21 protein-coding genes and 1 pseudogene are annotated in these 24,971 nt (G+C 55.6%); 11 read left to right on the top strand and 11 right to left on the bottom strand.

Annotation, left to right across the window (positions count from 1 at the left end):
• Positions 1 to 66: 66 nt before the first annotated feature.
• Both KRAC_RS49125 and KRAC_RS49120 read right to left on the bottom strand, forming a co-directional pair.
• A complete protein-coding gene (locus tag KRAC_RS49125; protein ID WP_007920147.1) occupies positions 67 to 1,686 on the bottom strand; it encodes a PQQ-like beta-propeller repeat protein in 1,620 nt (539 codons plus the stop codon).
• Positions 1,683 to 2,228 carry an RNA polymerase sigma factor gene (locus KRAC_RS49120; protein ID WP_007920146.1) on the bottom strand — a complete coding sequence of 182 codons (546 nt, stop codon included), beginning with the start codon at positions 2,226 to 2,228 and terminating at the stop codon, positions 1,683 to 1,685. Before KRAC_RS49120 ends, KRAC_RS49125 begins: the two co-directional genes overlap by 4 nt.
• A 241-nt stretch (positions 2,229 to 2,469) precedes the next feature.
• Here KRAC_RS49120 and gnd point away from each other — a divergent pair, with 241 nt between their 5' ends.
• Together gnd and KRAC_RS49110 are read left to right on the top strand one after the other, a co-directional pair.
• Entirely contained in the window at positions 2,470 to 3,492 is a 1,023-nt protein-coding gene (gnd, locus tag KRAC_RS49115) for a phosphogluconate dehydrogenase (NAD(+)-dependent, decarboxylating) (protein WP_007920144.1), read from the top strand.
• A 219-nt stretch (positions 3,493 to 3,711) separates the two neighbouring features.
• Positions 3,712 to 4,476: an HAD-IIA family hydrolase gene (locus tag KRAC_RS49110; RefSeq protein ID WP_007920143.1), complete on the top strand. Its 765-nt coding sequence runs from the start codon at positions 3,712 to 3,714 to the stop codon at positions 4,474 to 4,476.
• Between the two features lie 60 nt (positions 4,477 to 4,536).
• Here the strand turns inward: KRAC_RS49110 and KRAC_RS49105 are convergent, their stop codons facing one another.
• Both KRAC_RS49105 and KRAC_RS49100 read right to left on the bottom strand, forming a co-directional pair.
• Positions 4,537 to 5,250, bottom strand: a complete 714-nt coding sequence (locus tag KRAC_RS49105; protein WP_007920141.1) for a CTP synthase C-terminal region-related (seleno)protein — start codon at positions 5,248 to 5,250, stop codon at positions 4,537 to 4,539.
• Between the two features lie 145 nt (positions 5,251 to 5,395).
• Positions 5,396 to 6,619 (bottom strand): Bcr/CflA family multidrug efflux MFS transporter, encoded by a 1,224-nt coding sequence (locus KRAC_RS49100; RefSeq protein WP_052569355.1) that lies wholly within the window; start codon positions 6,617 to 6,619, stop codon positions 5,396 to 5,398.
• 326 nt (positions 6,620 to 6,945) lie between these two features.
• On the opposite strand from KRAC_RS49100, the gene KRAC_RS49095 reads away from it, so the two are divergent.
• Entirely contained in the window at positions 6,946 to 8,928 is a 1,983-nt protein-coding gene (locus KRAC_RS49095; RefSeq protein ID WP_007920139.1) for an aldo/keto reductase, read from the top strand.
• 90 nt (positions 8,929 to 9,018) lie between these two features.
• Here the strand turns inward: KRAC_RS49095 and KRAC_RS49090 are convergent, their stop codons facing one another.
• The 3 genes from KRAC_RS49090 to KRAC_RS49080 all read right to left on the bottom strand — a co-directional run bounded on the left by KRAC_RS49090 (position 9,019) and on the right by KRAC_RS49080 (position 12,621).
• Complete coding sequence (locus tag KRAC_RS49090; protein WP_007920138.1) at positions 9,019 to 9,777, bottom strand: hypothetical protein; 759 nt, start codon at positions 9,775 to 9,777, stop codon at positions 9,019 to 9,021.
• 161 nt (positions 9,778 to 9,938) lie between these two features.
• A complete protein-coding gene (locus tag KRAC_RS49085; protein WP_007920137.1) occupies positions 9,939 to 11,264 on the bottom strand; it encodes an alpha-L-fucosidase in 1,326 nt (441 codons plus the stop codon).
• Positions 11,265 to 11,319: 55 nt separating this feature from the next.
• Positions 11,320 to 12,621 carry an L-fuconate dehydratase gene (locus KRAC_RS49080; RefSeq protein ID WP_007920136.1) on the bottom strand — a complete coding sequence of 434 codons (1,302 nt, stop codon included), beginning with the start codon at positions 12,619 to 12,621 and terminating at the stop codon, positions 11,320 to 11,322.
• 427 nt (positions 12,622 to 13,048) lie between these two features.
• Here KRAC_RS49080 and KRAC_RS78840 point away from each other — a divergent pair, with 427 nt between their 5' ends.
• From KRAC_RS78840 to KRAC_RS49060, 4 genes are all read left to right on the top strand, one after another.
• Positions 13,049 to 13,795 (top strand): FadR/GntR family transcriptional regulator, encoded by a 747-nt coding sequence (locus KRAC_RS78840; protein WP_007920135.1) that lies wholly within the window; start codon positions 13,049 to 13,051, stop codon positions 13,793 to 13,795.
• 12 nt (positions 13,796 to 13,807) lie between these two features.
• A complete protein-coding gene (locus KRAC_RS49070) occupies positions 13,808 to 14,584 on the top strand; it encodes an SDR family NAD(P)-dependent oxidoreductase (RefSeq protein WP_007920133.1) in 777 nt (258 codons plus the stop codon).
• A gap of 85 nt (positions 14,585 to 14,669) precedes the next feature.
• Positions 14,670 to 15,602 (top strand): aldo/keto reductase, encoded by a 933-nt coding sequence (locus tag KRAC_RS49065; RefSeq protein ID WP_007920131.1) that lies wholly within the window; start codon positions 14,670 to 14,672, stop codon positions 15,600 to 15,602.
• Positions 15,595 to 16,452: an amidohydrolase family protein gene (locus KRAC_RS49060; protein WP_007920129.1), complete on the top strand. Its 858-nt coding sequence runs from the start codon at positions 15,595 to 15,597 to the stop codon at positions 16,450 to 16,452. The genes KRAC_RS49065 and KRAC_RS49060 overlap by 8 nt, the downstream gene beginning before the upstream one ends.
• Positions 16,453 to 16,479: 27 nt before the next feature.
• Here KRAC_RS49060 and KRAC_RS67985 read toward each other — a convergent pair.
• The 3 genes and pseudogenes from KRAC_RS67985 to KRAC_RS77400 form a co-directional block, all read right to left on the bottom strand.
• Positions 16,480 to 18,114 (bottom strand): annotated as a pseudogene (locus KRAC_RS67985) (nuclease/transposase family protein); the annotation flags it as partial.
• A gap of 228 nt (positions 18,115 to 18,342) precedes the next feature.
• The gene (locus tag KRAC_RS49050; protein WP_040447391.1) at positions 18,343 to 18,744 is read right to left on the bottom strand and encodes a VOC family protein; all 402 of its coding nucleotides are present in this window, start codon (positions 18,742 to 18,744) and stop codon (positions 18,343 to 18,345) included.
• A gap of 122 nt (positions 18,745 to 18,866) precedes the next feature.
• Positions 18,867 to 19,217, bottom strand: coding sequence for a GNAT family N-acetyltransferase (locus KRAC_RS77400; RefSeq protein ID WP_244422540.1), 351 nt, complete (start codon positions 19,215 to 19,217; stop codon positions 18,867 to 18,869).
• 311 nt (positions 19,218 to 19,528) lie between these two features.
• On the opposite strand from KRAC_RS77400, the gene KRAC_RS49040 reads away from it, so the two are divergent.
• The 4 genes from KRAC_RS49040 (at position 19,529) to KRAC_RS49025 (ending at position 23,707) form a co-directional block, all read left to right on the top strand.
• Positions 19,529 to 20,014, top strand: coding sequence for an allene oxide cyclase family protein (locus KRAC_RS49040; RefSeq protein WP_007920126.1), 486 nt, complete (start codon positions 19,529 to 19,531; stop codon positions 20,012 to 20,014).
• Between the two features lie 33 nt (positions 20,015 to 20,047).
• Complete coding sequence (locus KRAC_RS49035; protein ID WP_007920124.1) at positions 20,048 to 21,706, top strand: FAD-dependent oxidoreductase; 1,659 nt, start codon at positions 20,048 to 20,050, stop codon at positions 21,704 to 21,706.
• A 139-nt stretch (positions 21,707 to 21,845) separates the two neighbouring features.
• Positions 21,846 to 23,177: an IS4 family transposase gene (locus KRAC_RS49030; RefSeq protein ID WP_007920122.1), complete on the top strand. Its 1,332-nt coding sequence runs from the start codon at positions 21,846 to 21,848 to the stop codon at positions 23,175 to 23,177.
• Positions 23,178 to 23,317: 140 nt separating this feature from the next.
• Entirely contained in the window at positions 23,318 to 23,707 is a 390-nt protein-coding gene (locus KRAC_RS49025; protein ID WP_157508014.1) for a hypothetical protein, read from the top strand.
• A gap of 132 nt (positions 23,708 to 23,839) precedes the next feature.
• Here KRAC_RS49025 and KRAC_RS49020 read toward each other — a convergent pair whose 3' ends face one another.
• Entirely contained in the window at positions 23,840 to 24,955 is a 1,116-nt protein-coding gene (locus KRAC_RS49020) for an SDR family oxidoreductase (RefSeq protein ID WP_007920117.1), read from the bottom strand.
• Positions 24,956 to 24,971 lie beyond the last annotated feature (16 nt).

Here is a 24,971-nt window from a genome sequence, read left to right as displayed (position 1 = left end):
GCAAGCAGACCCATCTGGTGCGAAACCAAACAGGCCTGCTTGCTTAAGCGTGAATAGGATGATAGGTTAGGGGATGACAGTTATAAGTTGGACCGAGGCGCTGTGGCTCCCCATCTTGTCGACGAGATCGACGCCGTACTGGCCGTGCCAGAGCTCTTTGGCATCTTTCAGGTCATAGGCGATGAGCTGGCGATTTGCGCCCTGGGTGTAGAGCACACCCTCGTTAATACTTGAGGGATCGGCCACCACATCTTTTTTCCAGCTCGTCTTCCCGGTCGCGGCATCCAGTACATACAATGTGTATGAGAGGACCTTACCATTGGTATGATCATATGTTCCCCGGCTGAAGCTGACATAGCCACCCCCGGCAATGGGCGCATAGAGATCAGTATCATAGTCATTGTGCCAGACTTCATGCCCCTGAGCGTCTAGCGCATGGAGCGTCGAGTGCGAGGCAAAGGGGTTGCGCTCAAAGAAGTAGATATGCCCATCGGCAACAACAGGTGCGACGTTCACCCAGTTCTGGGTGGAAAACTTCCAGCGTTGCTGTCCATCCTTGGCATTGAAGGCATAGACATAGCTTTGCAGCGACATTCCTCCATGATGCTGGCTTACGGCCGCAGAAGAGGCATAGACCGAGTCATCAGTGACCTGCACGCCATTAAGCACCTGCTCTTGCGCGCCGATAGTAGAGGACCAGATCTGCTTGCCAGTTTTGGCGTCGACCGCGAAGTAGGTCCTCTCCAGCGCTCCATAGAGTACCCCATTGCTCACAACAGGCGCGCCACTCGGATAAATGGTTCCATCAACAAGTGCTGTAGCTCCACTTTTATATGTCCACAGTTGTTTGCCCGTATTAGCATCGAACGCGAAGACCGTTCCGGCACGATTAAACACATATACCTGGCCATCAACAATCACAGGAGTTGTGAGATAGCCCATGTTAGCCGGACTGCTCGGAGCATTGGATGATAGGACTGATTTGAGAACAGCTTCCCAGCGTATCTTACCAGTCATAGCATCCAGTGCCATAAGTTGCGGTTGATTGGTTGTATCGTTCATAGCACTGGCATATACGGTGTTGCCATACACAGCGGGATTCACTGTAGTGCCAGGGCTCTTATAGCTCCACAAGGGTGTATGAGTATGAGAATCCAGTTTACTGATGACGGTTGTAGACCAATCAGCCAGGTAGGTAATATAGATGCCGGAAGAATTTACTACTGGCGTCGCAGTCGCCTTTACCTGGCCAGCAGTATTACTGGATGTATGCGCGGCATTCTTTTTGCCAGCCATGCTAAAGACGAATGCCGCACTACCTACAATGATGGCGACAACCAGGACGGCGACGAGCAGGCTCATGGTTCGCTTGATGCTGCTCCGTGGCGAGATCTCTGTTTCTTGCTTCAGATCTTTCTTCATATTTCGCTTCCTTTGCTGTATCTCTTGAATAGAGAGAGGCTGAGAAGCGGCTCTAACATGATCTTGTAAGGCGCGCTCGCGTTTGATACTCTCCAGACGCTCCCAGGCACGCTGCAAGGATTGGGCGTTGGCGTGGGCATCGGCCTGGTACTCCTGGCGTAACTCCTGTACCAGACGCTGATCAATGGGCGCAAGGGATGCAGCCGGATGCTCGATCTGTTGATCCAGGTGCTCGGGAATAAAGGATGTGTCTTCGTGACTCACAGGGTGCCTCCTTTCTCGTTACGGGTATAGAGCGTGCGTAGAAGCTTGAGCGTGCGGTGCAGCGTCATGCGCACCGCCGCCTCGCTCTTATCAATCACGGTCGCGATTTGACCACAGGTGAGGTCATGTCCGAACCGCAAATGGACGATTTCACGTTGGAGCTCCGGTAATTCTTGCAAGATAGTGTGTAACGTCTGCCGTTCCTCGTGCTTGAGGGCCATATGCTCGGGCGCCTGCTCCTCGCTCTCATAGAGCACGTCTTCGACCTTCGCGAGCTCAATGCTCACACGATACTTGCTACGACGGCGATAATCGACAACCTTGTTGCGCGCAACCGTCCAGATCCAGGCGGCGACACGCTGCTCATCCATACTTGCCAATGAGCTTTTCTCCAGGACTGCCATAAATATATCGACCAGCAGGTCCTCCGCGTCCTCACGCGAATTGACTTGCCGCAGAAGATAGGCGAAAATGACAGAAGCATAGCGTTGATATAGCGCGGCGTCCGTTGCCTGCGCAGGCGTGATCGATAATTGCTTCATAGGGACATCCTTATGCTATTTGAGATCTCGCCTATAATAATCGCATGGGACGAGAAAACATAACAGATTCTGTTACTCAGGTTATAGAGGTAGTCTGAGCTTGACTTTAGCATGCACATTTTTCCCAGCATGAAACAGGAAAAATGGCTATTGCGTGTAGAGCAAAGAGTTATAAAGAGATATAATATCTTTGCAACCTGCATACAAACGCGTAAATCCGTGCAGTTGAAAGGAGATCTCGATGGAGATCGGAATGATTGGAATTGGGCGCATGGGAGCCAATATGGCTAAGCGCCTCTTGAGGGCTGGACACAAGTGTGTCGGCTATGCAAGACGCCAGGAAACAGTCCAGGCTCGTATTCAGGATGGTTCAATCAGCGATGGTGCAACTTCGCTGCAAGACCTGGTGAGCAAGCTTCAACCCAGGCGCATCATCTGGGTTATGGTACCCGCAGCCTCAGTCGATGCTACACTGGAGACACTCGTCCCCTTGCTAGATAAAGGTGATATCATCGTCGATGGCGGCAACTCCTACTATCGCGATGATATTCGCAGAGCTGATATGCTTGAGAAGCATGGCATCCATTATGTGGATAGCGGTACCAGCGGCGGTGTCTGGGGACTCGAGCGCGGCTACTGCCAGATGATTGGCGGCGAGGATGAAACGGTTGCCTACCTTGATCCCATATTTAAGGCTTTGGCACCTGGAAAAGAGACCGCACCAGCCACACCGGAACGCGGGCAGAAAGGTGGCACCGCTGAGGAGGGCTATCTCCACTGCGGACCCCATGGCGCCGGTCACTTTGTCAAGATGGTCCATAATGGCATCGAATATGGCATCATGGCCGCATACGCCGAGGGATTTGGCATTCTGCAGAAGGCCAATATCGGCAAAAACACACACGAGATCGATGCTGAGACAGCTCCCCTGCAAGATCCTCGTTTCTACCAGTATGACATCGACATTCCCGAAGTTGCCGAGCTCTGGCGACGTGGTAGCGTAGTTGGCTCCTGGCTGCTGGACCTGACAGCGCACGCCCTGCTCAAGGATCCCAACCTCTCACAATTCCAGGGGCGCGTCTCCGACTCGGGCGAGGGTCGCTGGACGATACAGGCCGCTATCGATGAGGGCATGCCTGCACACGTTCTCAGCGCCGCGCTCTTCTCGCGCTTCAGTTCGCGCGGTGAGGGCGAATATGGCAACAAGATCCTCTCAGCCATGCGCTTCGAGTTCGGTGGTCACCACGAGAAGGAATCTAAATAGAGCTTGTTTTGTAGAAAAGGGGTGTGGTGCGGCTGACCAGCCGCACCACACCCCTTTTCTGCAAAACAAGCTCTATTTAATCGCGACAAAAAGCTGATGCGCATTCTCTACATAGATATGGTAGCATGTAGAGAAGACAACAGAGGCGGAGCCAGGCATACGCAGCCCTTATCTCAATCTCATACATTCTCCCTGGCTCGCGTGAAAAGGAGAAAGCACATGGAAGGCGTCAAAAATTATCTATCAGATATGGATGGAGTGCTCGTACGTGGCTCGACGATCATTCCCGGCGCGGCGGAGTTTGTGAAACGCCTGCGCGACCAGGAAATCCCCTTTCTGATCCTAACCAATAACTCACAATATACTCCTCGCGACCTCCAGGTACGCCTGGCTTATATCGGCTTGGATGTGCCCAAAGAGTCTATCTTCACATCCGCGCTCGCCACGGCGCAGTTCCTGCACTCTCAGCGCCCCAGCGGACGCGCCTACGTCATCGGCGAATCCGGCCTGACGACGGCCCTACACGACGTTGACTATATCATCACCGACCAGGACCCTGAGTATGTCGTGCTCGGCGAGACCACGACCTATAGCTTCCAGCGCATCACCCAGGCCATCCGCTTCATCTTGAATGGCGCGCGCTTTATCGCAACCAATCCAGATCCCATGGGACCAGGTGAGGGCGGAACCGTCCCCGCTACCGGCGCCGTGGCGGCCCTCATCAGCGCCGCTACCGGCATCAAGCCCTACTACATCGGTAAACCCAACCCGCTGATGATGCGCACCGCTCTGCGCAAGCTCAACGCCCATTCCGAAGAGACCGTCATGATTGGCGATCGCATGGATACAGATATGATCTCAGGAATTGAGAGTGGTCTGCGCACCATTTTGGTCCTCACCGGCGTCACTTCCCGCGAACAGGTCGAGCGCTTCCCCTACCGCCCCACCTGGATTCGCGACTCCGTCGCAGACATCGAAATTTAATAATGGAAGGGTTTGTGGCACTTCTAGCGCCACAAACCCTTCCATTATTACGGGCGAGATCTATGATTGAGGAATAACTAGCTCATTTGCGGCCTGGAGGTAGGCGCGAATGAGAGGATGGACAACCTGCTTAAAAGCTGAGCGCTCCGGCTGGAAGAGAGTACCGATATAAAAGGGATGCCGCTCAAGCTCAATGATGCGGGCCTCGCCCTGCTGGTCTCTACCGCTGATATGCATACCGCCCCGCTCAAGCTCCGGCCAGAATTGCGCATTTGGTCCGTAGTTACAGGTACCATACTGTTCAGTGGCCTCGCTTACCCCATAGATGCTCGCCACATGCGAGCCAGGAGAGAGATGGCAGATAGTAATAACTCCTGTGTTAGAGCAGGCTAGCGGCGTAATCAGGAGCACAGTGGCATCGGGATGCTCCTCTGCATGGTCCGCCTCACGGATGCCCAGCATATTGCGCGCATACTCGATAAGCATATGCTGACAACCACCGCAGGTCCCCAGCGTAGGAATCAGCCGCTCGCGTGCATATTGTAGAGCCTTCAAAGCTCCACCCATACTAGCATAGGGAGTATTGGGAATAAACCATAAAGCCTGGTAGCCTGCCAGCTTCTCTTCAGCGTCCTGCTCAAATAGAGGTGTCTCCAGCCACTCCGCCTCATATTGACAACCAAGTTCATTAGCTGCCAGGGCCAACGCCTGGGGAATGGCGATATGTGCCTGCACCTCAGGCTTATACTCACCAATCAATCCAATACGAATCATCTTTTTCGCGTCCTTTCTTTTTCACTGGCGCAGATCATACACCGCTCAAAAAAAGAATACACCGCCCAGAAGGACGATGTATTCGTATGCTATTCCTGGTATACTAAAAGACCCGGCCCGCTACTCGCGTACGCGGCTACTTGGCTCAGGCGAGGCGCTGGCGAGTGCGGCAGAGCAGGAGAAAGATACCAAGCGAGGCCACACCACAGAAGGCGATAACCAGGGACATAGGCAGAGCAGTCTTGCCGCCGCCCAGGCCGACCAGCGGCGCGACCAGGGCCCCAATCGCGTATTGCAGCATTCCGAGTAGAGCCGAGGCGCTACCCGCGATACGTGGATGATCGGCCAGGCCCAGCGCAGCCGAGTTGGGCATAACCAGGCCCTGGCTGGCTACGATGATAAAGAACGCTGGGAGGATGCCAACCAGCCCTACACCACTCACGGCCACGAGCAACAGAGCGAGTCCGCCAAAGGCCACCGAACTCAAACCGCATGTGAGCAACCCTCGCGCCGAGATGCGACCTACGAGCCTGCCATTTACCTGCCCAGCTACGACGATGCCCAGGGCATTGATACCAAAAAGCACCCCAAAGAGTTGGGGCGAGACCCCATAGATATCCTGCAAGACAAAGGATGAGCCAGAGATATAAGCAAACATGGCGGCGAAGGAGAGGCCACCCGCCAGGGCATAGCCGATAAAGAGACGATCAGAGCACAAAACGCGGAAGGCGGAGAGCGTTGCCGCAAGCCCACCCGTCTGGCGTCGCTCCACGGAATGCGTCTCCTTGAGACCAAAGGCGGAGAGCAAGAAGAGGATCACGCCAATAATCGCCAGGGTCACAAACACGCCCCGCCAGGAGGTAAAGCGCAACAACTGACTCCCAATGATCGGGGCAAGAATGGGCGCCAGGCCATTCACCAGCATGAGCAGCGAGAAGAAACGCGCCGCCGCCACCCCTGAATACAGGTCACGCACCACAGCACGCGAAATAACAATGCCAGCCGCGCCCGCAAGCCCCTGCACAAAGCGCAGCACTGCCAGCGTAAATACCGAGGGGGCGACAACGCACAGGAGAGAAGCGACCGCGTAGAGCGCAACACCAATAAGGAGCGGGCGTCGACGTCCAGCTGCGTCACTAAGAGGGCCAGCGATAAGCTGACCAGAAGCCAGGCCTAGCAGGCAGGTACTCAGGGTAATCTGTACCTGGGAGGTACTGGCACTAAAGTCATGTGCCAGGGCAGGCAGCGAGGGCAAATACATATCCATCGAGAGCGGGCCAAACGCGCTCAAGGCCCCTAAAATAATGACGACCAGCGCCCCACTGGGCACATATGGTAGCTCTTTATCCTCCTGCAATGCTTTAGGCATCGCCTGCTTTCCATCCTCCTCTCCACACGCAGAGGAAAACCGTGCATCCATATCGGACATCCTACCTCCAACCTGGGGATTATCAATGATAAACGCATATATTTGAGAGGGCAGCTCGACGCTGCTAAAGCACGCGTCTACATATCATGCCCCATATGTAGACGCGTGCTTTAGCAGCGTCGGCCAACCCATTGAAGCTGATAAATAAAGTCTATCATCCCCTTTCCCCACTCGCAAGCTCTAAAAAGGCCCATCCAGCCCTAGCAGAAAGCAGCCAGAGATTGTAGACTATTACACATACAGGAGTAAATAAGGAGGAACCTATTTTGAGCAGCAAACTAGCCTGGGGTATTTTGGGTACTGGCAGGATCGCTGGCGTCTTCGCCAAAGGCCTGGCCAATTCAGAGACGGGAACACTGGTTGCCGTTGGCAGTCGTAGTCAGGAAGCAGCCGATGCCTTCGGCGCGCAATGGAGCGTAGAACGCTGCTACGGCAGCTATGAGGAGCTGCTGGCTGACGAGCAGGTCCAGGCGGTCTACATCGCCACGCCGCATCCTCAGCATGCGCAGTGGGCCATTCGTGCCGCGGAAGCCGGGAAACATATCTTATGTGAGAAGCCCATCGCGCTTAACCATGCCGAGGCGATGGCTATTGTGGAGGCGGCCCAGCGCCACCAGGTCTTCCTGATGGAGGCCTTTATGTATCGCTGCCACCCACAGACGCAGATGCTGCGCGAACTGCTACAGGCGGGAACGATCGGCGATATTCGCGTGATACAGGCCACCTTTAGCTTTAATGCGGGCTTTAATCCCGAGAGTCGCCTCTACAACAATGCACTGGGAGGCGGCGGCATCCTCGACGTTGGTTGCTACAGCGTCTCGATGGCACGCATGATCGCGGGCATCGCCAACGGCAAAGACTTCGTCGAACCTACACAGGTAAGCGCCGTGGGTCAGGTTGGATCCACAGGCGTTGATGAATATACCGTGGCCTCACTCAGCTTCCCAGGTGGCGTTCTGGCACAGCTCTTCACCGGCATCCAGGTAAATGGAGACAACAACGTACGCATCTTTGGCAGCAAGGGATCCATCACCATCCAGTCGCCATGGCTTCCCGAGCGCGGCCAGGCATATCTGCTCGTAGAGAAAAATGGGCAGAGCGAGAAAATCGACGTTGAGAGCGAGGTAGACCTGTATGGCAACGAAGCCGATACCGTTGCCACCTACCTGGAGCAGTTGCAAGCGCCTGCCATGAGCTGGGAGGACACACTTGGTAATATGCAGACGCTTGACCGCTGGCGCAAGGCCATCGGTGTCGTCTATGAGGCGGAGAAACCTGAGGGTAAGACCCTGACGGTAAGCCAGCGTCCCCTGCGTGTCCGCTCGGATGCTAGCATGAAGTATGGCAATCTGCCCGGAGTGGAGAAGCCCGTCTCCCGCCTGGTCATGGGTGTGGATAACCAGACCGAGTGGCCGCATGCCTCAGTTATGCTGGACGACTACTTCGAGCGCGGCGGCAACTGCTTCGACACCGCCTTCATCTATGGCGGCGGCGCCTGCGAGAAGCTACTGGGGCAGTGGATCGCCAATCGCGGCATTCGCGAGCAGGTGGTCATCCTCGGCAAAGGCGCACACACGCCATACTGCACGCCTGAATGGATCGTTAAGCAGCTCGATATCAGCCTGGGGCGCCTGCGCACAGACTACGTCGACATCTATATGATGCATCGCGACAATCCCGAGATTCCTGTAGGCGAATTTATCACTGTTCTCAACGAGCAGAAGAAGGCCGGACGTATACGTGTCTTTGGCGCATCCAACTGGTCCATTGAGCGCCTGCAAGAGGCCAACCAGTGGGCCGCAGAACACGGGCTGACCGGCTTTTCCGCCCTCAGTAATAACTTTAGCCTGGCACGCATGATCGATCCCGTGTGGGCAGGCTGCATCTCGGCCTCGGATGCAAGTTCTCGCGCGTGGCTCACAGAGCACAATATGGCCTTGATGCCCTGGTCCAGCCAGGCTCGCGGCTTCTTCACCGGGCGCGCAAAACCGGAGGATCACTCCGATCCTGAGCTCGTGCGCTGCTGGTATAGCGAGGATAACTTCCAACGCCTGGAGCGCGTCAACCAGATGGCCCGTGAGCGCGGCATTCTGCCAATCACTCTGGCCCTGGCCTACGTGCTGAACCAGCCCTTCCCAACCTTCCCCCTGATTGGGCCACGCGCCCTCTCGGAGACGCGTACCTCGTTTGAGGCCGTGAACATCACTCTCACCCCTGAAGAGGTTCGCTGGCTCAACCTGGAAGCATAGAAGCATAATAGAGTCTAGAGCATGAAGCGGGCATTGTGGCAGATTGCCACAATGCCCGCTTCATGCTCTAGACTCTATTACTCAGTAACATCAGTTAAAGGTCAGTGTTTCGACCAGGTAGGTGGCGTTTGTAGCGACTGGCTCACAGGAAGATGACATCTTGAGCAGGTAGGATGTGCCAGGCTTTGGCGCCAGGGAAACCGTTGTATCACGCTCCTGCGTCTGACCAGCATCGAGTGAGAAGCCATGCTGCGTCAATGTTCCTGGAGGGCCTCCCAGCAGCTTATGACCCGCTCCGTCCTGGATAATCACGCTCGCATACATACTGCTACAGGCGGTGGCCCCATTATTGGCCACGGTAAAATACCAGGTAGTATTCTGTTGAGCCGGGTCCACAACGACCTTTATTAGCGTCAGAGCCAGTTGGGCCTGGCAAGAGGTGAGGCAGGTCAGCGAGCGGTTAAAGCTGTAGGTTTTGGGTATATCATCACTCCCCACCGTTGACGATGTAGTAGGCGTCACTGTGACCATGGCAGTTTCGGCGAACTTATTTTCCTGGATCACGGTTACTACAGGCGAAGGAGTGTGTCCTGGCAAGCCTGGAAGCGTGATAGCTGCCTGGTTGTTCACCGTTACTTGAGGATGCAGAAATAAGGCATAGACAGCGACTCCACTCATCACAAAGGCGACTGTCAACATAACCGTAAGCACACAATGCATGATCAGGCTTTTACGCTGCTGCAGGCCCTTATTCCTGCTATTGTTTACCAGAAACTGCGTGACGCCAGCGGCAGCCGAGACAATAGATATGACCCCTGCCAGGGTCGCGATAAGATCAGTAATTCTCATGAAATATTCCCTTCCAACATTTCCCCACAACCAGAATCGGTATGTATATTTCAACACTTGTAGAAACGAAAGAGAAACAAAAAATAACACAATCCATAAATTTCATTAAAAATGCACAGGCGACCGGTGTCTGCCGGTCGCCTGTGCATTTTTAATGAAATTTATTCTTCACGCAAGTACAGCTCAATCACGGGGATGAGCACATCGGGGCGCTGGCTGGGAAGCTCCAGCGTCAACACATCAGTCGTCACACCAGAAGGGGTGGTATGACTACCAGCGAGTGTGCCATCGTGAAAACGGATGCGCGATCCATCGTGCAGGAAGCGGACGAAGCGGACTTTGCCTGCCAGACCTTCTAAAAAGAGGTGGGTCATGGGCCAGGAGAAGAGATGCACATACAGGCGATCGCCGCGTTGGGTCAGGCGACAATCGAGAGGTGCGGCAAACGAGCTGGCGCTCGCGCCATAGATCGCTGGTCCATGGCACTTCATCCATGCTCCCAGTTCTCCCAGAATCACCTGTGAGCGTGGATCAATCTCGCCACGAGCCGTGGGGCCGGTGTTCAAGAGCATATTGCCACCTTTTGAAACGGCGTCGATAAGCAGGCGTACAAGCAAGTCGGGCGACTTCCAGTCCAGATTGTCGCGGTCATAGCCCCAGCTACTGGTGATCGTCTGGCAGGCCTCCCAGGTGACACGGTGCCCATCGACCTCAATCCAGCCTCGTGGCTGCACCTGTTCAGGGGTGACAAAATCAGCCGCTGCGGGCAGGTCGAGGCGATTGTTCAGCAGGATATCAGGCCTTAGCTGGCGCACCAGTTCCAGCAGTTGCTCAGATTGCCAGTCATCGCGCCCCTTGCCTTTAGCCCAACCCCAATCACTCTCGGGATAGGAGAAGTCAAACCACATAACATCAATCGGGCCATAGTTCGTCAACAGCTCGCGCACCTGGCCCCTGAGATACTCTAAATAGATGCTTATATCTCTTGCTTCTGCCCGCACGACCCGATCTTCGCGCCTGGGGTGAAAGCCGTCCAGGGGAAAGTGAGGATGATGCCAGTCGATAAGCGAATAATAGAAGCCCACGCGCAGGCCCTCAGCACGAAAAGCCTCTACCCATTCGCGAATTAAATCACGACCGGCTGGTGTGTTGGTAGCCTTATAATCCGTCAGTTGCGTATCCCACAGGCAGAAGCCATCGTGATGCTTGGTCGTAATGACCGCGTACTTCATGCCCGCCGCCTTCGCGCTCTTCGCCCACGCGACAGGATTGTAGAGATCAGGATCGAAGGTCTCGAAATAGGTCTGATATTCCTCTTCGCTGATCTGGTCCATGCTCTTAGACCACTCAGCCAGCCCTCCACGCCCATAGCGCGCGATTGCCGAGTAGATTCCCCAGTGAATAAAGAGGCCAAAGCGGTCATGAGTAAACCAGCGTGCACGCTCCGGTACGACTGTCTGATTGGTACTCGCATCTATCGTAGTCATCGATCCCCTCCACTTCATTGTTGAAGTTCTATATGTACACGTTACTCTCAGGCCGTTACCTGGCCCAGGCAGGACCAGATGGATAACGGTACTCTTGTAATGACTCTGGGCGCATCTCAATGCTATAGCCCGGCTCAGTGGGGACGAGATAGTGTCCACCTTGCAGGCGAACCGGGTACAAAAAGTGCTCATGCAGGTGCGCAGCATATTCCAGCATTCGCTGCTCTATAGTGCCACTAATAGCGATATAATCCAGCATGGCGAGGTGCTGCACATATTCACATAGGCCTACGCCGCCCGCGTGTGGACAGACCGCGACCCCACATTTGGCTGCCATCAGGAGCACAGCTAGCACTTCATTGACCCCACCGAGCCGACAGGCATCAATCTGGCAAACGCCAATCGCGCCAGCCTGCAACAGTTGCTTGAAAACGATGCGGTTCTGTACATGCTCGCCTGTCGCGACATGGATGGGTGCGAGCGCCTGAGCGATCCTGGCATGCCCTAGAATATCGTCCGGGCTGGTTGGCTCCTCGATCCACCAGGGTTGGAATTGTGCCAGGTCTCGCATATGCTCTATAGCCTCGTCGACCTCCCAGACCTGGTTCGCATCCATCATCATAAGGTTCTGCGGGCCAATCTCTTCGCGCATGATGCGCGCCCGCCGAGCGTCGTCCTCGGGACTCACGCCAACCTTGAGCTTAAAGCGTGTCCAGCCCTCCGCCAGAGCAGTGCGGCACAGATTGCGCATATGCTCATCACTATATCCCGACCAGCCTGCCGAGGTTGTGTAGGCGGGATAACCCTTACTCAGCAACTCGGCCTCACGTTCGGCCTTCCCTGGAGCCTGGCGCTGCAACAATTCAAGCGCCTCTTCAGGCGTTAAAAGATCGGTAATATAGCGAAAATCAATGCAGCGTACCAGCTCCTCAGGCGTCATATCCGTGACCAGCTTCCAGAGAGGTTTTCCCTCGACCTTGGCCCATAGATCCCAGACCGCATTGACCAGCGCGGCGGTCGCCAGATGAATAACCCCCTTCTCTGGTCCGATCCAACGCAACTGGCTGTCACCCGTAATATAGCGCCAGAAGGCCCCCATATCGGCAGTGAACTCTTCCAGTGCATGCCCTTCTACCAGGTAAGCAAGGGCCTGGATCGCGGCCACCACGACCTCGGTACCCCGGCCAATGGTGAAGGTCATCCCATGGCCCTCCAGACCGGTGGGTTCGTCGGTGCGCAACACGACATAAGCAGCCGAGTAGTCGGGATCTTTGTTCATCGCATCTGAGCCGTCCAGGCTCCGCGAAGTGGGAAAACGCACATCGTGGACCTGAATAGCTGTGATCTTTATTGCCAAAGCGCACACTCCTTCATAAACGCGATATCTAACAGATAGCATGTTACAGACAAGAAGCCAAAAATAAGTATGATATATTTCTACTGGCCCCTACACACAAAGCGTACTTGCTTACTAGCGCCAGGCCAGGATAAAGCCCTGATTTTTGTATCTCACGGCCTTTCGCTCCTTTTTTAGGACACATAAAAGGGTATACCATGCTCATACTGGACTGTCAAGTGAGCAAAGTGGCACAGAGGGTATTCATTATCCACTTAGCAAATCTCGCCACTTATGTTATACTTATTTCAATATATCTGTCATTATCAATAATATAAGTCATACTTATGGTCCATGCAAGCATGGACTTTCTCGGGTGAGCAGAGTCCTAACTACGTGAATTCACCACTAATATGGATGTTTGCTATAGCGGGTGAGGAGCAGCGACGTGCTAGCGGAAGAGAATGCTGGAGGGCCAGGGTTGGAGACGGCCTATCGCCCCCAATATCAACAGGTTGCGGAACATATCATTAATTTTATTGTGGCCTCCAGACTCAAATCTGGCGAGCGCCTTCCTACGGAGCAGGCCCTGGGCGAGCGTTTCGGTGTGAGTCGTAGCGTGGTCCGTGAGGCAGTCAAATATCTCACAGCCACAGGCCTGGTCGGGGTACGCAAGGGCTTCGGTGTGTATGTCGCGGGCCAGACCCCTGGCACCCTGCATCTCTCACTCGCTGTCGAACCAGACCAGGTACAGGCGCTTTTCGAGTTTCGCGGCCAACAAGAGATGCTTACCACACGCCTGGCTGCTACACATATCACCCTGGCTGAACTCCGCGAACTGGAGCGCCTGATCGCTGAGAACTGGCGGGCCGCTGAAGGAGAGCAGCGCGATACGTTTATTCTCAGCGACAATCAGTTCCACCAGGCCATTGCCCAGGCCACACATAATCCCTTTTTCATCGAGACGATCAAGAATGTTATTAGCTTGCAGCGCTGGGCCGTCAAACTGGCGGTAGGCGGCTATCCTGGCTCTTTACGCGAGTCTGCACAGCAACATATAGCGATCTTTGAGGCCTTACGTAACGGCCAGGGAGAAGAGGCAGCTCTCGCCATGCAGCAACACATTGATTCCGTCTACCAGGCTTACCGTCAGGAGGTCAAGCGCCGCCTGCTGGATGATCAACCAACACATTAAGAGGAGGCAAGGATGTTTTCGTTACACAATAAAGTCGCCTTTATTACAGGGGCAGGTTCTGGCATTGGCGAGGCCATTGCGCGCTTGTTCGCCAAACAGGGCGCGCAGGTCATCATCGCTGATCTCCGCCTGGATGCTGCTGAGCGGGTCGCGGCGGATATCAAGGCCGAGGGTGGGCAAGCTCAGCCACAGGAGCTAGATGTGGCCAACACTTCCCAGGTACAGGAGGCCTTCGCGGCTATCGCCAGGCAGTATGGTCGTATCGATATCTCCGTGAACAATGCGGGCATCAGTCATGTGGGTACGATTCTGGAGACTAGCGACGAGGATTGGGAGCGCGTGATGAACGTCAATGCCGGGGGCGTCTTCCGCTGCGCGCGTGAGGCGGTGCGCCAGATGCTCAAGCAGGAGCCAAAGGGCGGCACGATCATTAATATCTCCTCGGTCGCGGCCCAGATCGGCGTTGAACAGCGCCTTCCCTACTCGGCGAGCAAGGGCGCGGTGCTCTCGCTGACTCGCAGCATCGCTGTTGATTTCGTGCAACAGGGCATTCGCTGCAACGCTATTTGTCCCGGCACCGTCCATTCTCCCTTCGTAGAAGGCTATCTCCAGCGCAACTTCCCCGGACGCGAGGATGAGGTACGCCAGTCGCTCCACGCGCGCCAACCAATTGGACGCATGGGACGCCCAGACGAAATCGCCTCCGCCGCGCTCTACCTGGCCTCAGAGGAGGCGGCCTTCGTCACCGGAAGCGCCCTGGTCATTGATGGCGGCTGGACTGCCAAGTAGGAACTGCCAGGTAGTTATTATATATTTATATTTATGCAATCAAATGGCTAAAATTGTTTTGCACGCTGCGTTCATAGGAGACACCATGGGAAACGCGCTTACACTACGCCCACTGGGAAAAACAGGTTTACAGGTGCCCGCGCTCTGCATTGGCTGCGCCGAACTGGGTAATATGCCCGAAACATTTGATTACGCAGTGAGCGAGGAACAGGCCCTCACCACTATTCGCGCCATCTTCGCCGGCCCCATTTCCTTTGTGGATACCGCCGCCGCCTATGGTGATGGCGAGAGCGAGCGCCGCATTGGCCTCGTCCTACGCGAGCTTGGCGGCTTGCCTCCTGGCTTTGTGCTCGCCAGTAAGTCTGATCGTGACCTGACCACAGGTGATTTCAGCGGAGCACAGATACGCCGTAGCGTGGAGCGCAGCCTGTGCCTGCTCGGTGTAGAACGCCTACAACTCTGCTATCTGCATGATCCAGAACATATCGGCTTTGAGGCGTCCATGGCCCCTGGCGGACCCGTCGAGGTTATGCGTCAGCTTCAGGCCGAGGGAGTAATAGAACATATTGGTATCGCGGGCGGCCCCATCGATATGATGACCCGATTTGTAGAGACCGACCTCTTCAGCGTCGCGATCTCGCACAATCGCTACACTCTGCTGGAGCGAGAGGCCTCACCCTTCTGGGATACCTGCCAGGCGCATGGAGTCGCCGCCGTCAATGCCGCCCCCTATGGCTCGGGCATCCTGGCCAAGGGACCTTCAGCCTACCCACGCTATATGTATGGGCAGGCGTCAGAGGCCATGCTCAAGCAGGCATTCGCCCTGGAAAAGCTCTGCCAGGGATATGATGTACCGCTGGCGGCGCTGGCACTTCAGTTCTCCCTGCGCGATCCACGGGTTACCTCTACTATCGTCGGTATCTCCAAACCCGAACGCCTGGAGCAGACGCTGGCCCTGGCCCAGTATTCCATTCCAGAAGAACTCTGGCTGAAGGTAAAGGATGTCACCCATGCCTGATTTCGCTCTCATAGACACCCATGTCCACCTCTGGCAACGTGACCATCTTGAACGTTCCTGGCTGGCAGGGGATGCCACGCTTGACCAGAACTATGGCCTCGCTGAATTTACCCAGGCTACCAGCATACAAGCGGTAGAGGCCTTTGTCTTCGTCGAGACAGGGGTTGAGCCAGCTCAGGCACTCGCCGAGGCCTCCTGGGTAGTAGAGTTGGCACAACAGGATAAGTGGCTGCAAGGAATTGTAGCCGCTGCTCCCCTCGAACTTGGAGCAGGAGCCACGCAACACTTACAGGTCCTTACCACGCTTGGCCCCTTGATCAAGGGTGTGCGGCGTAACGTTCAGGGTGAGGCCCTTGGCTTCTGCCTCTTGCCGAACTTTCTCGAAGGGGTTCAGCTCCTGGCAGACTATGGTCTCTCATTCGATCTCTGCATTCGTCATGAGCAGCTTCCAGAGGTCACCCAGCTGGTAGAGCGCTGTCCTCAGATACGCTTTATACTCGACCACCTGGGGAAGCCCGCCATTGCCAGGGGAGAACGCGAACCATGGCGTAAGCAACTAAACGAGCTTGCGCGGCACCCCAACGTGGCCTGCAAGATCAGCGGTGTGGTGACTGAGGCCAACCACAGCACCTGGAAACCCAATGATATCAAACCCTACATACACGATGCCCTCAACGCATTTGGTGAAGAGCGCGTCTTATTTGGCAGCGACTGGCCAGTCATGCTCCTGGCCAGCTCCTATACGCGCTGGGTCGAGACCCTCGACGCCCTGACAAGCGAGCTCTCGACCACAGCTCGCGAGAAGCTCTGGCGCGCCAACGCCCGCCACTGGTATCGCCTGGAGGTCTGAGTCCACTGCTGAAGACTCCCCGTGCGAAAGCAGCGGGGGTTCTGAGCGTTCCGTCCACGCTTCCAGCCTCCCTGCTTGGGCAAGGAACGCTGGCTCTTGTGTGGGTCCACTCAGACTTTTCGGCAGACGCGCTCTGGCTCTGGAGATGCCAAAGCTTCGGGGCAAGATCTGCCCCTCTTTCGCGCGTTGTGTGAGACGCTCGTGTGCTGCCCGCAGGCGCGCCTCCGCACCCTCCCAATACCCCTGGTATCGGGCACACGAGGGAATGGGGTCTGCTGGATCAAGGTAGGCGGCAAGAAACGCCGAATACAGGTCTCGTTGGACGGGACCCACGCCACATGTGCACTGGTGCCAGCGCTGGGAGAGGGGCTTCTTGACCCGTCTGCCACAGCCATGGCACCATTGGCTCAGCGCCGTCTTGCGTGTGGAGACCTCGATCAGGGTGCCGCCCGTGCTTGCAACGGTGCGTCTCAACAGTTCCACAAACATCCCTGGTGCTCGCAGTCCCACGCTCTTGCCAAACTGCTTCTGCCACGCCTTGTAGGAAATCTTTTCGAGAATGACGGTATTACCCATCGCCACGACTTCATGCACCTTGCGCCCATGCAGGCTCTTGCGGTGGGCAGCCAGCCTGCGCTCTTTGCTCGCCTTGCGCCGTCTGGTGGCCTGGTAGCCCTTGCTCTGCTTCCACCGCAGTTTCTGCTTGCCCTGCTTTTTGATGCGCCCCTTCTCGTCATAGTGCTCAGGATTGGCCGCTCGCCTCTGCCGATCCATCTGCCGCTGCAGGCGACGGATGGCACAGGCCTCAGGAGCCAGTTCGGCACAGAACACCTCCAGGCGTGCCTCCCCTTCCTGGGGAACAACAGCCAGGCTCGAGGGTCCCAGATCTCCTCCTACGATGCTCTTGCCAATCGTGTGCTTGGGTTTGTGGTGGGGCTTGCCTTCCAGTGCCAGTTGGACAACGTAGCGATCGCCCTGCGCATCGGCACCAGCCGCTCTGGAGCTGCTGGCGGGGCGTTAGATGAGGCGGGCATACTTGATCCGGTGCCCCAGACCATGGGTCACCACCTCATCCTTCCAGTCGATGAGGGCAGGCAGCTGGTCTCCGTTCCAGAGCAGATACCCTGCGTTTCCGGCTTCTGGCGGCAGCAGGACAAAGCGGAGACTCGTATCGTTGCGTTTGTTCTCGATGCTGGAGAAGCCACGTCCTCGGCTCTTGAAGCGGACCCGTTTGGCCTTGCCCAGGCATACCCGGTTGAGGGCGCGGTAGGCGCGTGTGGCCAGCGTTTGCGCCAGCACGGCCTCGATGTGTTCGGCAATCCAGCCCACGCGCAGTCCTTTGACCGCTTCATGCAAGGCCGCTTCGGTGAAACCATACGTCTTACGCAAGGCAGAGAAGGCCGCTGCTCGCTCCGCCTTGTGGGTGCGAGGAAGGGCGCGGGCCTCTTGCCAGGCGGGATCAGCCCGCATGCGCCTCAAACGCGTTTGGCCTTCAGAGAGGATGGCATTGTAGAGCTGACGAGCGGCTTCCAGGTGGGCGCGCAGGCGGACGGCTTGTCCTGGATCGACGACCAGAGGCAACTCGAGCAGAAAGGTGGGGGTCGCAGGCCGTTTCTCCTGCTGCTCTTTCTGCTTTCTCGGTCCCTGGCATTTCTTGGGCACTTCCGCTCCTCCTTTGGACGCACACGTGCGATCAATCATCGTGCGTCTATTGTACCAGAGAGACCGGAAGAACACAAGTTCTTTTGGCATGTTTTCTCCTGTTCTCTTCTCGCACGCTGAGGGTGGCGATTCATCCCCGGCATCAAATGACCGGGGATGAATCGCCACGTTCTCTGTAAAGAGAGTACAATGAGAGCAATTGGCGCGATAGCCACAGAATGGCTTCGCCTATCCCTCTGTCTTTGTTTCTATAGGTTGGTTGATCTCCCAGAGGTTGCCTTCTGGATCGGCAAAGTGTGCCGTGCGCAGCCCCCAGGACTGGTCAGTTGGGGGTCTGAGGAATGTGACACCCTCTACTTTGAGCGCCTCATATGCGGCGTCGACATCCTCAACACTGGCAGCCAGAACGACGCGAGGAGCTCCATCGATCTTGAACGTATTGAGATCCGCGCCCAGCAGGTCTGCGGCACCTGAGATCGAGAGCAGGATCAGGTGCCGTTCTTGCAGAAGGAAAGTGGAAGAATTGGCGTCGCTCCCCATATACGGAAGTTTGAACGTATCTCGATAAAACGTCGTACAGCTGGCCAGGTCTCGGACGAACACTACCGTCGCGATTATTCCGTTAATCATATTTTCTACCTCTTTTACTTTCTTCTCTGTCGAGTCAGAACGGAAGTCCATGAGCGTGCGTGAGTCATGCCCCTCTCCACTCAGGAGAGGAGCTGGCACGTCTGTGCTCGGCAAGGAACATTCTAGCAGAGAAGGAGGCGCAAAACTTCTCCAACCTTGCTCTTTTTTATTTCCACCTCTTGCAGGTACTTTGTTGTTTTGGGATTTTGCTCCGTTTGGATAAAGTGGCCCTCGTGGCGCATACCAAGGCGTTCCATCAGAGCATAAGAGGCGTGATTCTCGCAGTCGGCAATGGCGATAACGCGATAGAGGTGGAAGGCCTGGAAGGCGTAGTTGAGCCAGCAGGTAACCGCCTCAGTGGGGTAGCCTTTTCCGTGGTATGCTCGCGCAAGAGTATATCCAATCTCAGCCTGTCGCTTATCGTGAGCATTTATCTTGACTAGAAGGACGCACATGAATCGTGTAGGGTCCATGCCGGCATAGACCCTACAATGCGCTGATTTTCAACTCTTTTTATAGATAATGCTATCTCGCCTGGATAAAAAGCGCACTATGAATTTATCGCTTGTACCACTGTTTTTCTTCGATTTTCTTCTCTATACTGTTCTATAGAGACAGGTCTATCTGGAACGTCCAATGTGTATGGCTCTGTCTCTACACTCTTGCTCGCACTATGACCACGCGCCCGGTTCTCAGGCTCATCCCTTCACGTGCTCAAGTAAAGAGCTTTTATCCCAGGTAGGTACAGTGCCGTCCTATCTATTATCGTCCAAGGAGATGCAAGATGAGAAAGTTTTTTATCCCCGTTTCTATTGCCACGCTTTTAGCTCTTGTTATTGCCGCTGTTAGCTTGACATCACTACACACGGATGTCCAGGCAGCACCAGTTGAACATGGCAGAGTTGTACACGTCGTTGAACACGCCATCACGGATACTGTTGTGGATGTCGGTCCCAAGGGCGACTCGGTGGGCGACCTACTCCCTTTCGCCAATCCCGTCTTTGATGCCGCCGATACACACAAGGTCGGCAACGATAACGGAAATTGTATACGCACAGTGGTAGGGACAGCTTACGAATGCAACTGGACCACATTGCTCGCTGGAGGACAAATTACGGTTGAGGGCCCTTATTACGATAGCGGCGCCGACTCCATACTCGCTATCACCGGTGGGACTGGCATCTACAAAAACGTGCATGGAGAGATGCGATTGCACGCACGCGGGAATCCCATAGGTTCAGAGTATGACTTTATTTTCAACCTCGATTAATACATTAAGGGCAATACAGAAAGGATTCTATGTATGGCTCGAACTCCCCTCATACGCGCGCTACAACGGCTTGCCAGTGAACATGCGGAGGCCTCAGACAGAGGAGTCTCTGTCGATGAGGTACGTCGGCAGCGACGAGCAGACCTGAACCGCCGCCAATTTCTCAAAGGCTCAGGCGCTGTCGTCGCGGGCCTGGCGCTCGCTGATATTGCCATTCCCAGGGCGCACGCGACCAGTACTCCGGGTTCTCATATCGTAGGCTCGCCACGCATCGCCATCATTGGTGGTGGTGTCGCAGGCCTGAATGCCGCCCTGACGCTCCAGGATGCTGGCTATGTCTCTACTGTATTTGAAGCCTCTTCCCGCGTCGGTGGACGCATGCACTCCAACACCACAACCTGGGCGAATGGACAGACCAGCGAGTGGTGCGCTGAGCTGATCGATAGCTCACACAAGACCATCCTGCAACTCACTCAGCGTTTTAACCTGCAAACGGCCGACCTGTTGTCCGCCCAGCCTAACGGCTCAGAAGATACCTATTATTTCTTTGGCAAGTATTATTCCCAATCACAGGCGGATAGTGACTTCCAGCAGGTTCATAATGTCTTGCAGGGACAGGTCCAGCAGGCTCCCTTTCCCACGCTCTACAATAGCTACACCGCCTTTGGGCAACAGCTCGACAATACCAGTGTCTACGATTGGATTGAGCAATATGTGACTGGTGGCCACGCCTCCAATATGGGGCAGCTACTGGATGTGGCCTACAACATCGAGTATGGGCGCGAGACCAGAGATCAAAGCTCTCTCAACCTGGTGTATCTACTTGGCTACCAGGCCACACCGGGTAATTTCAGCATCTTTGGCAAATCCAATGAGCGCTACCACATCGTAGGAGGGAACGAGCAGCTTCCAGCGGCTATCGCCAACGCGCTCCCCACCGGTTCAGTGAAGCTCAATACGCGTATGACGGTGATCACGACCAACGCCGATGGCAGCATTACGTTGACGCTCTCATCACCCACAGGTACTCAAACGGCCACCTACGACCGTGTGATCCTGACCCTGCCGTTCAGCGTCCTACGTACGCTAAACTACAGCCAGGCTGGTTTTGACAGCCTCAAGAAAACGGCCATTACCCAGCTTGGCTATGGCACGAACTCCAAGCTCCAGCTGCAGTTTGATACGCGCTACTGGAACAGTACCGGGGCCTGGCCGGGGGTCAGCAATGGCAATATCTATACGGACGTAGGCATCCAGAATACCTGGGATGTGACGCGCGCCCAGCCTGGAGCGACGGGCATCATTGTTGATTACACGGGCGGTAATGTCGGCGCCGCGTATAACCCGGCCTCGCCCTACTCTACCAGCAGCGACCCCAAGATTCAGGATTACGCTCAAACCTTTCTGGCGCAACTGGAGAAAGTATGGCCCGGCATCAGTCCTCACTATACCGGCAAAGCGACCTTGAGCTATCCTACCGGTGATCCCAATCTACTCGGCAGCTACTCCTGCTGGCGCGTCGGCCAGTACACCCTCTTTAGCGGATACGAGAAGGCGCGCCAGGGCAAGATCCACTTCGGCGGCGAACACTGCTCCATCAATTACCAGGGCTTCATGGAAGGAGGGGCTCAGGAGGGTTCACGAGCGGCCAACGAGATCCTGAGCGATTACAAACAGGGCATATTCCCCTAAATAAGCACCTTTACTTGTAGGGTCCAAGCTAGCTTGGACCCATACGCACCAACTTAAGAAAGGATGAGGTAAAGATCGGCTCCATCTGCGATGATATCAGAAAGAAAACCCCGATATCGAGAACAGAAGGAGCCATATCATGACAAATGTAGCACAAGTCGAGCAGTCTTTGAAACACATCCTGGAGGACCGAGCCAATTTGTTAGCTCGCGAAACCGGTTGTATTGAACGGCAGAGAAAATTCAGCGGAGCCGATCTGCTTCAAACGCTGGTCTTTGGCTGGCTAAGCCATCCTGAGGCCAGTCTGGAGACGCTAGCATCAGTGGCGACGCTTCGGGAGATAGAGGTGACAGATACGGCGGTCCACAAGCGCTTCACCCAAGCATGTGCCCATTTCCTGCATGCCATTTTGGAGGAGATGACTGGTGTTGTCGTGGAGGCGGATCGGCAAGTGCCTCTGGAATTGGTGAACCGATTTGAAGCAATCATGCTCGAAGACAGCAGTACTGTCGCGCTGCCAAATGAGTTGGTTACCTGCTGGCAAGGCTGCGGTGGAGCGCCTGGAGAAGGTCACGCGGCAGTCAAACTCCATGTGCGCTGGGAATTAAAGCGAGGGGGCCTGCAAGGGCCAAAGCTCACCCCCGGCCGCACAAGTGATCGGTCCAGCCCTTTGAAAGAGGAACTACTGCCCGCTGGCAGTTTATATATCGCGGATCTGGGATACCTGGACTGGGGAAGCATTGCAGCCCGGCGAGCGGCTGGTAGTTACACGCTGACTCGCGCTCAAGCCAGAACCCTGTATTGGACGGTGGAGGGCAAACCACTGAAGTTGGACCCCCTGCTTCCGCGCCAGGTAGGACAGACGAAAGAACTTTGGGTGAGGGTTGCCGATGAGCACCGCTATCTGATGCGCTTGCTCATCATCCGGGTTCCCGAGGAAGTAGCCAAGCGGCGACGCGCCGATCTGGAAACAGAGGCGTTGCGACGAAACCGCCCGCTTCGGCAAAGGGCCTGGGAACTCGCCGATTGGACAATCTTGCTCACCGATGCTCCTGCTCACCTGCTCAGTTTGCAGGAAGCTCTGGTGCTCCTACGAGAGCGGTGGCAGATGGAGCTGCTTTACAAATTATGGAAGCAGTACGGACGAATTGATGACTGGCGAACGGAAAATCCGTGGCGAATCCTCTGTGAACTGTATGCCAAGCTCATTGGGCTGCTTCTGCAACACTGGCTCGTCATTCTGTTCGCCTGGCAAGATGAACAGCGCAGCTTGGTCAAGCTGGCCCAGGTCGTTCGCGATGCGGCTTGTTCTCTCCTCGAAGCTCTGGCAGGCAACGGCTCACTTGACTCTGCCTTCCAAAGCATCCAACATCGCATGCGTTCAGGCTGTCAAATGAACAAGCGCAAAAAGCATCCCAATTCCACCCAACTCCTCCAGCGGAGATCGACGGGCTGGGTCCTCGATCCTTAAGTTGGTGCGTATGGGTCCAAGCTAGCTTGGACCCTACAAGCCTTCTGAAGAGAACAAGGACAGGTGGCGTCAAAGAAATCTTTCCCTATGTGGTTTTTTTTGCATATCCCCCCGAAACGATGTACTCGTTTCGGGGGGATATGCAAAAAAAACCACATAGGGAAGAGGCTACCCCCAGGGCCAAGGGTGGACACCGAGAGCGGGAATACTGCTCAGATAAATGCCGCCAGCGTGCCCATCGAAAGCGGAAGAAGCAGGAAGCCGAGATAGCCCGCCTCATTGCAGGCGAGTATTTCCTGCCAGCCTCGGACCCGCATGCGAGCCGCGACCGTTGGCTATCTGAGCGGGCGACCCTCCTGCAACAGTGCAAACTGTTAGAGGTGCAGCGTAACGCCGCTGAGGCAGAAGCAACTTATCTCAAAGGCAGGAATGCCATGTTAGAGGAGCACCTAGCCGACCAGGAGGCCGAGATTGCGCGGCTGAACACGCTTTTAGAGAGCCAGAGCAAGCGCCGCAAGCGCGAGCGGTAAGGTCTTGAGAGATGTGTTTGTAGCGCCTGCTATACCAAAAGTGAGCCATGCTGTTGACCCTGGGCAGGCAGAGGTATACCTTGCCTGGAAGTACCTCCTACCACTACGGTAGGTTGATCCCAAGGGAGCGGCTCAAGGAGCATTCGCGAGCGCGGCGAGTGTCACCAATAAGAACGCTCCGCACAGAGCCATGCAGCGGAGCGGGGGGCAGGTTATACTGCCCCTTTCTTGTTGCCCATCGTAGCGCTCAATTCGGCCCCGATCCTTCTTTTTCCCTCTTTTTGAGCCGTACAAAAAACGACCGTTTTGCACACAGCCAAATTGCCTGAAAAATGAGAACAAAGATTCTCGCTGATCGAATTTTGCATGTATCCTGGAGGTGCCTCTTTCCCTCTCTACTTTGCTTGAGCTTATCTTGTTGCACAACTCGTTGGCCCCGCGTAGCGACACCCCTTGCGAGTGTCGCTCGCGGTTACCTAAAAAGTGTTGAGAGATGACACTACCCCTTCCTCCGTCTATGTGAATCTCCTCGCCCGTAATATAGGATGCATCGGATGATGCCAAGAAGGCCACCACGCTTGCCACTTCTTCCGGCTTCCCAAGCCGCGAAAGCGGCACCGTCGTGCTTATCTGCTTCAGGCGGTCCTCCGTCTTCTCCTTCGACAATCCAGCTTGTTGGTAAATGGGGGTCAGGGTTGGGCCTGGGCTGACCAGGTTGACACGAATGCCCTGCGGAGCCAACTCGACCGCTGCTGTCTGGGCCACGGCTCGTAACGCCGCCTTGGCCTCACTGTAGGCGCTCGTCCTCGGCCTCCGCCAGGGTGGGTTGATGGGAGCCAAAGCGATCAGGATGATTGAAGCCCCGTCGTTCAGATAGGGAATCGCCTTCGCGAGTGTGAAGTACGCCCCTTTCGTGTTGATCGCGAACAACTCGTCATACAAACTCTCCGACGTGTCTATCAGCGTAGCAAACTTGCCCACGCCAGCATTGACGAACAGCACGTCAATGCGGCCAAGTTCCTGCGTGACCGTTTGATAGAGCCGATCAATTTCCGAGAGCTTCGCCACATCGGCCTGCACCGCAAGCACCCCATCGCCAATGGTCCTGGTGGCTTCCTCAAGCGTCTGTGCGTTGCGTCCCACAATGGCAACTCTGGCTCCTTCTTCGTGAAGCCGTTTCGCTGTGGCGAGCCCTATGCCACTATTGCCTCCCGTCACCACCGCCACTTTGTTTTCAAATCGCTTCATCACAAGCCTCCTGAAG

The organism is Ktedonobacter racemifer DSM 44963, from assembly GCF_000178855.1.
Classification (GTDB): Bacteria; Chloroflexota; Ktedonobacteria; order Ktedonobacterales; family Ktedonobacteraceae; genus Ktedonobacter; species Ktedonobacter racemifer.
The sequence above is the reverse complement of the archived record's forward strand: the minus strand, read 5'-3'. Positions and strand labels throughout refer to the sequence as shown.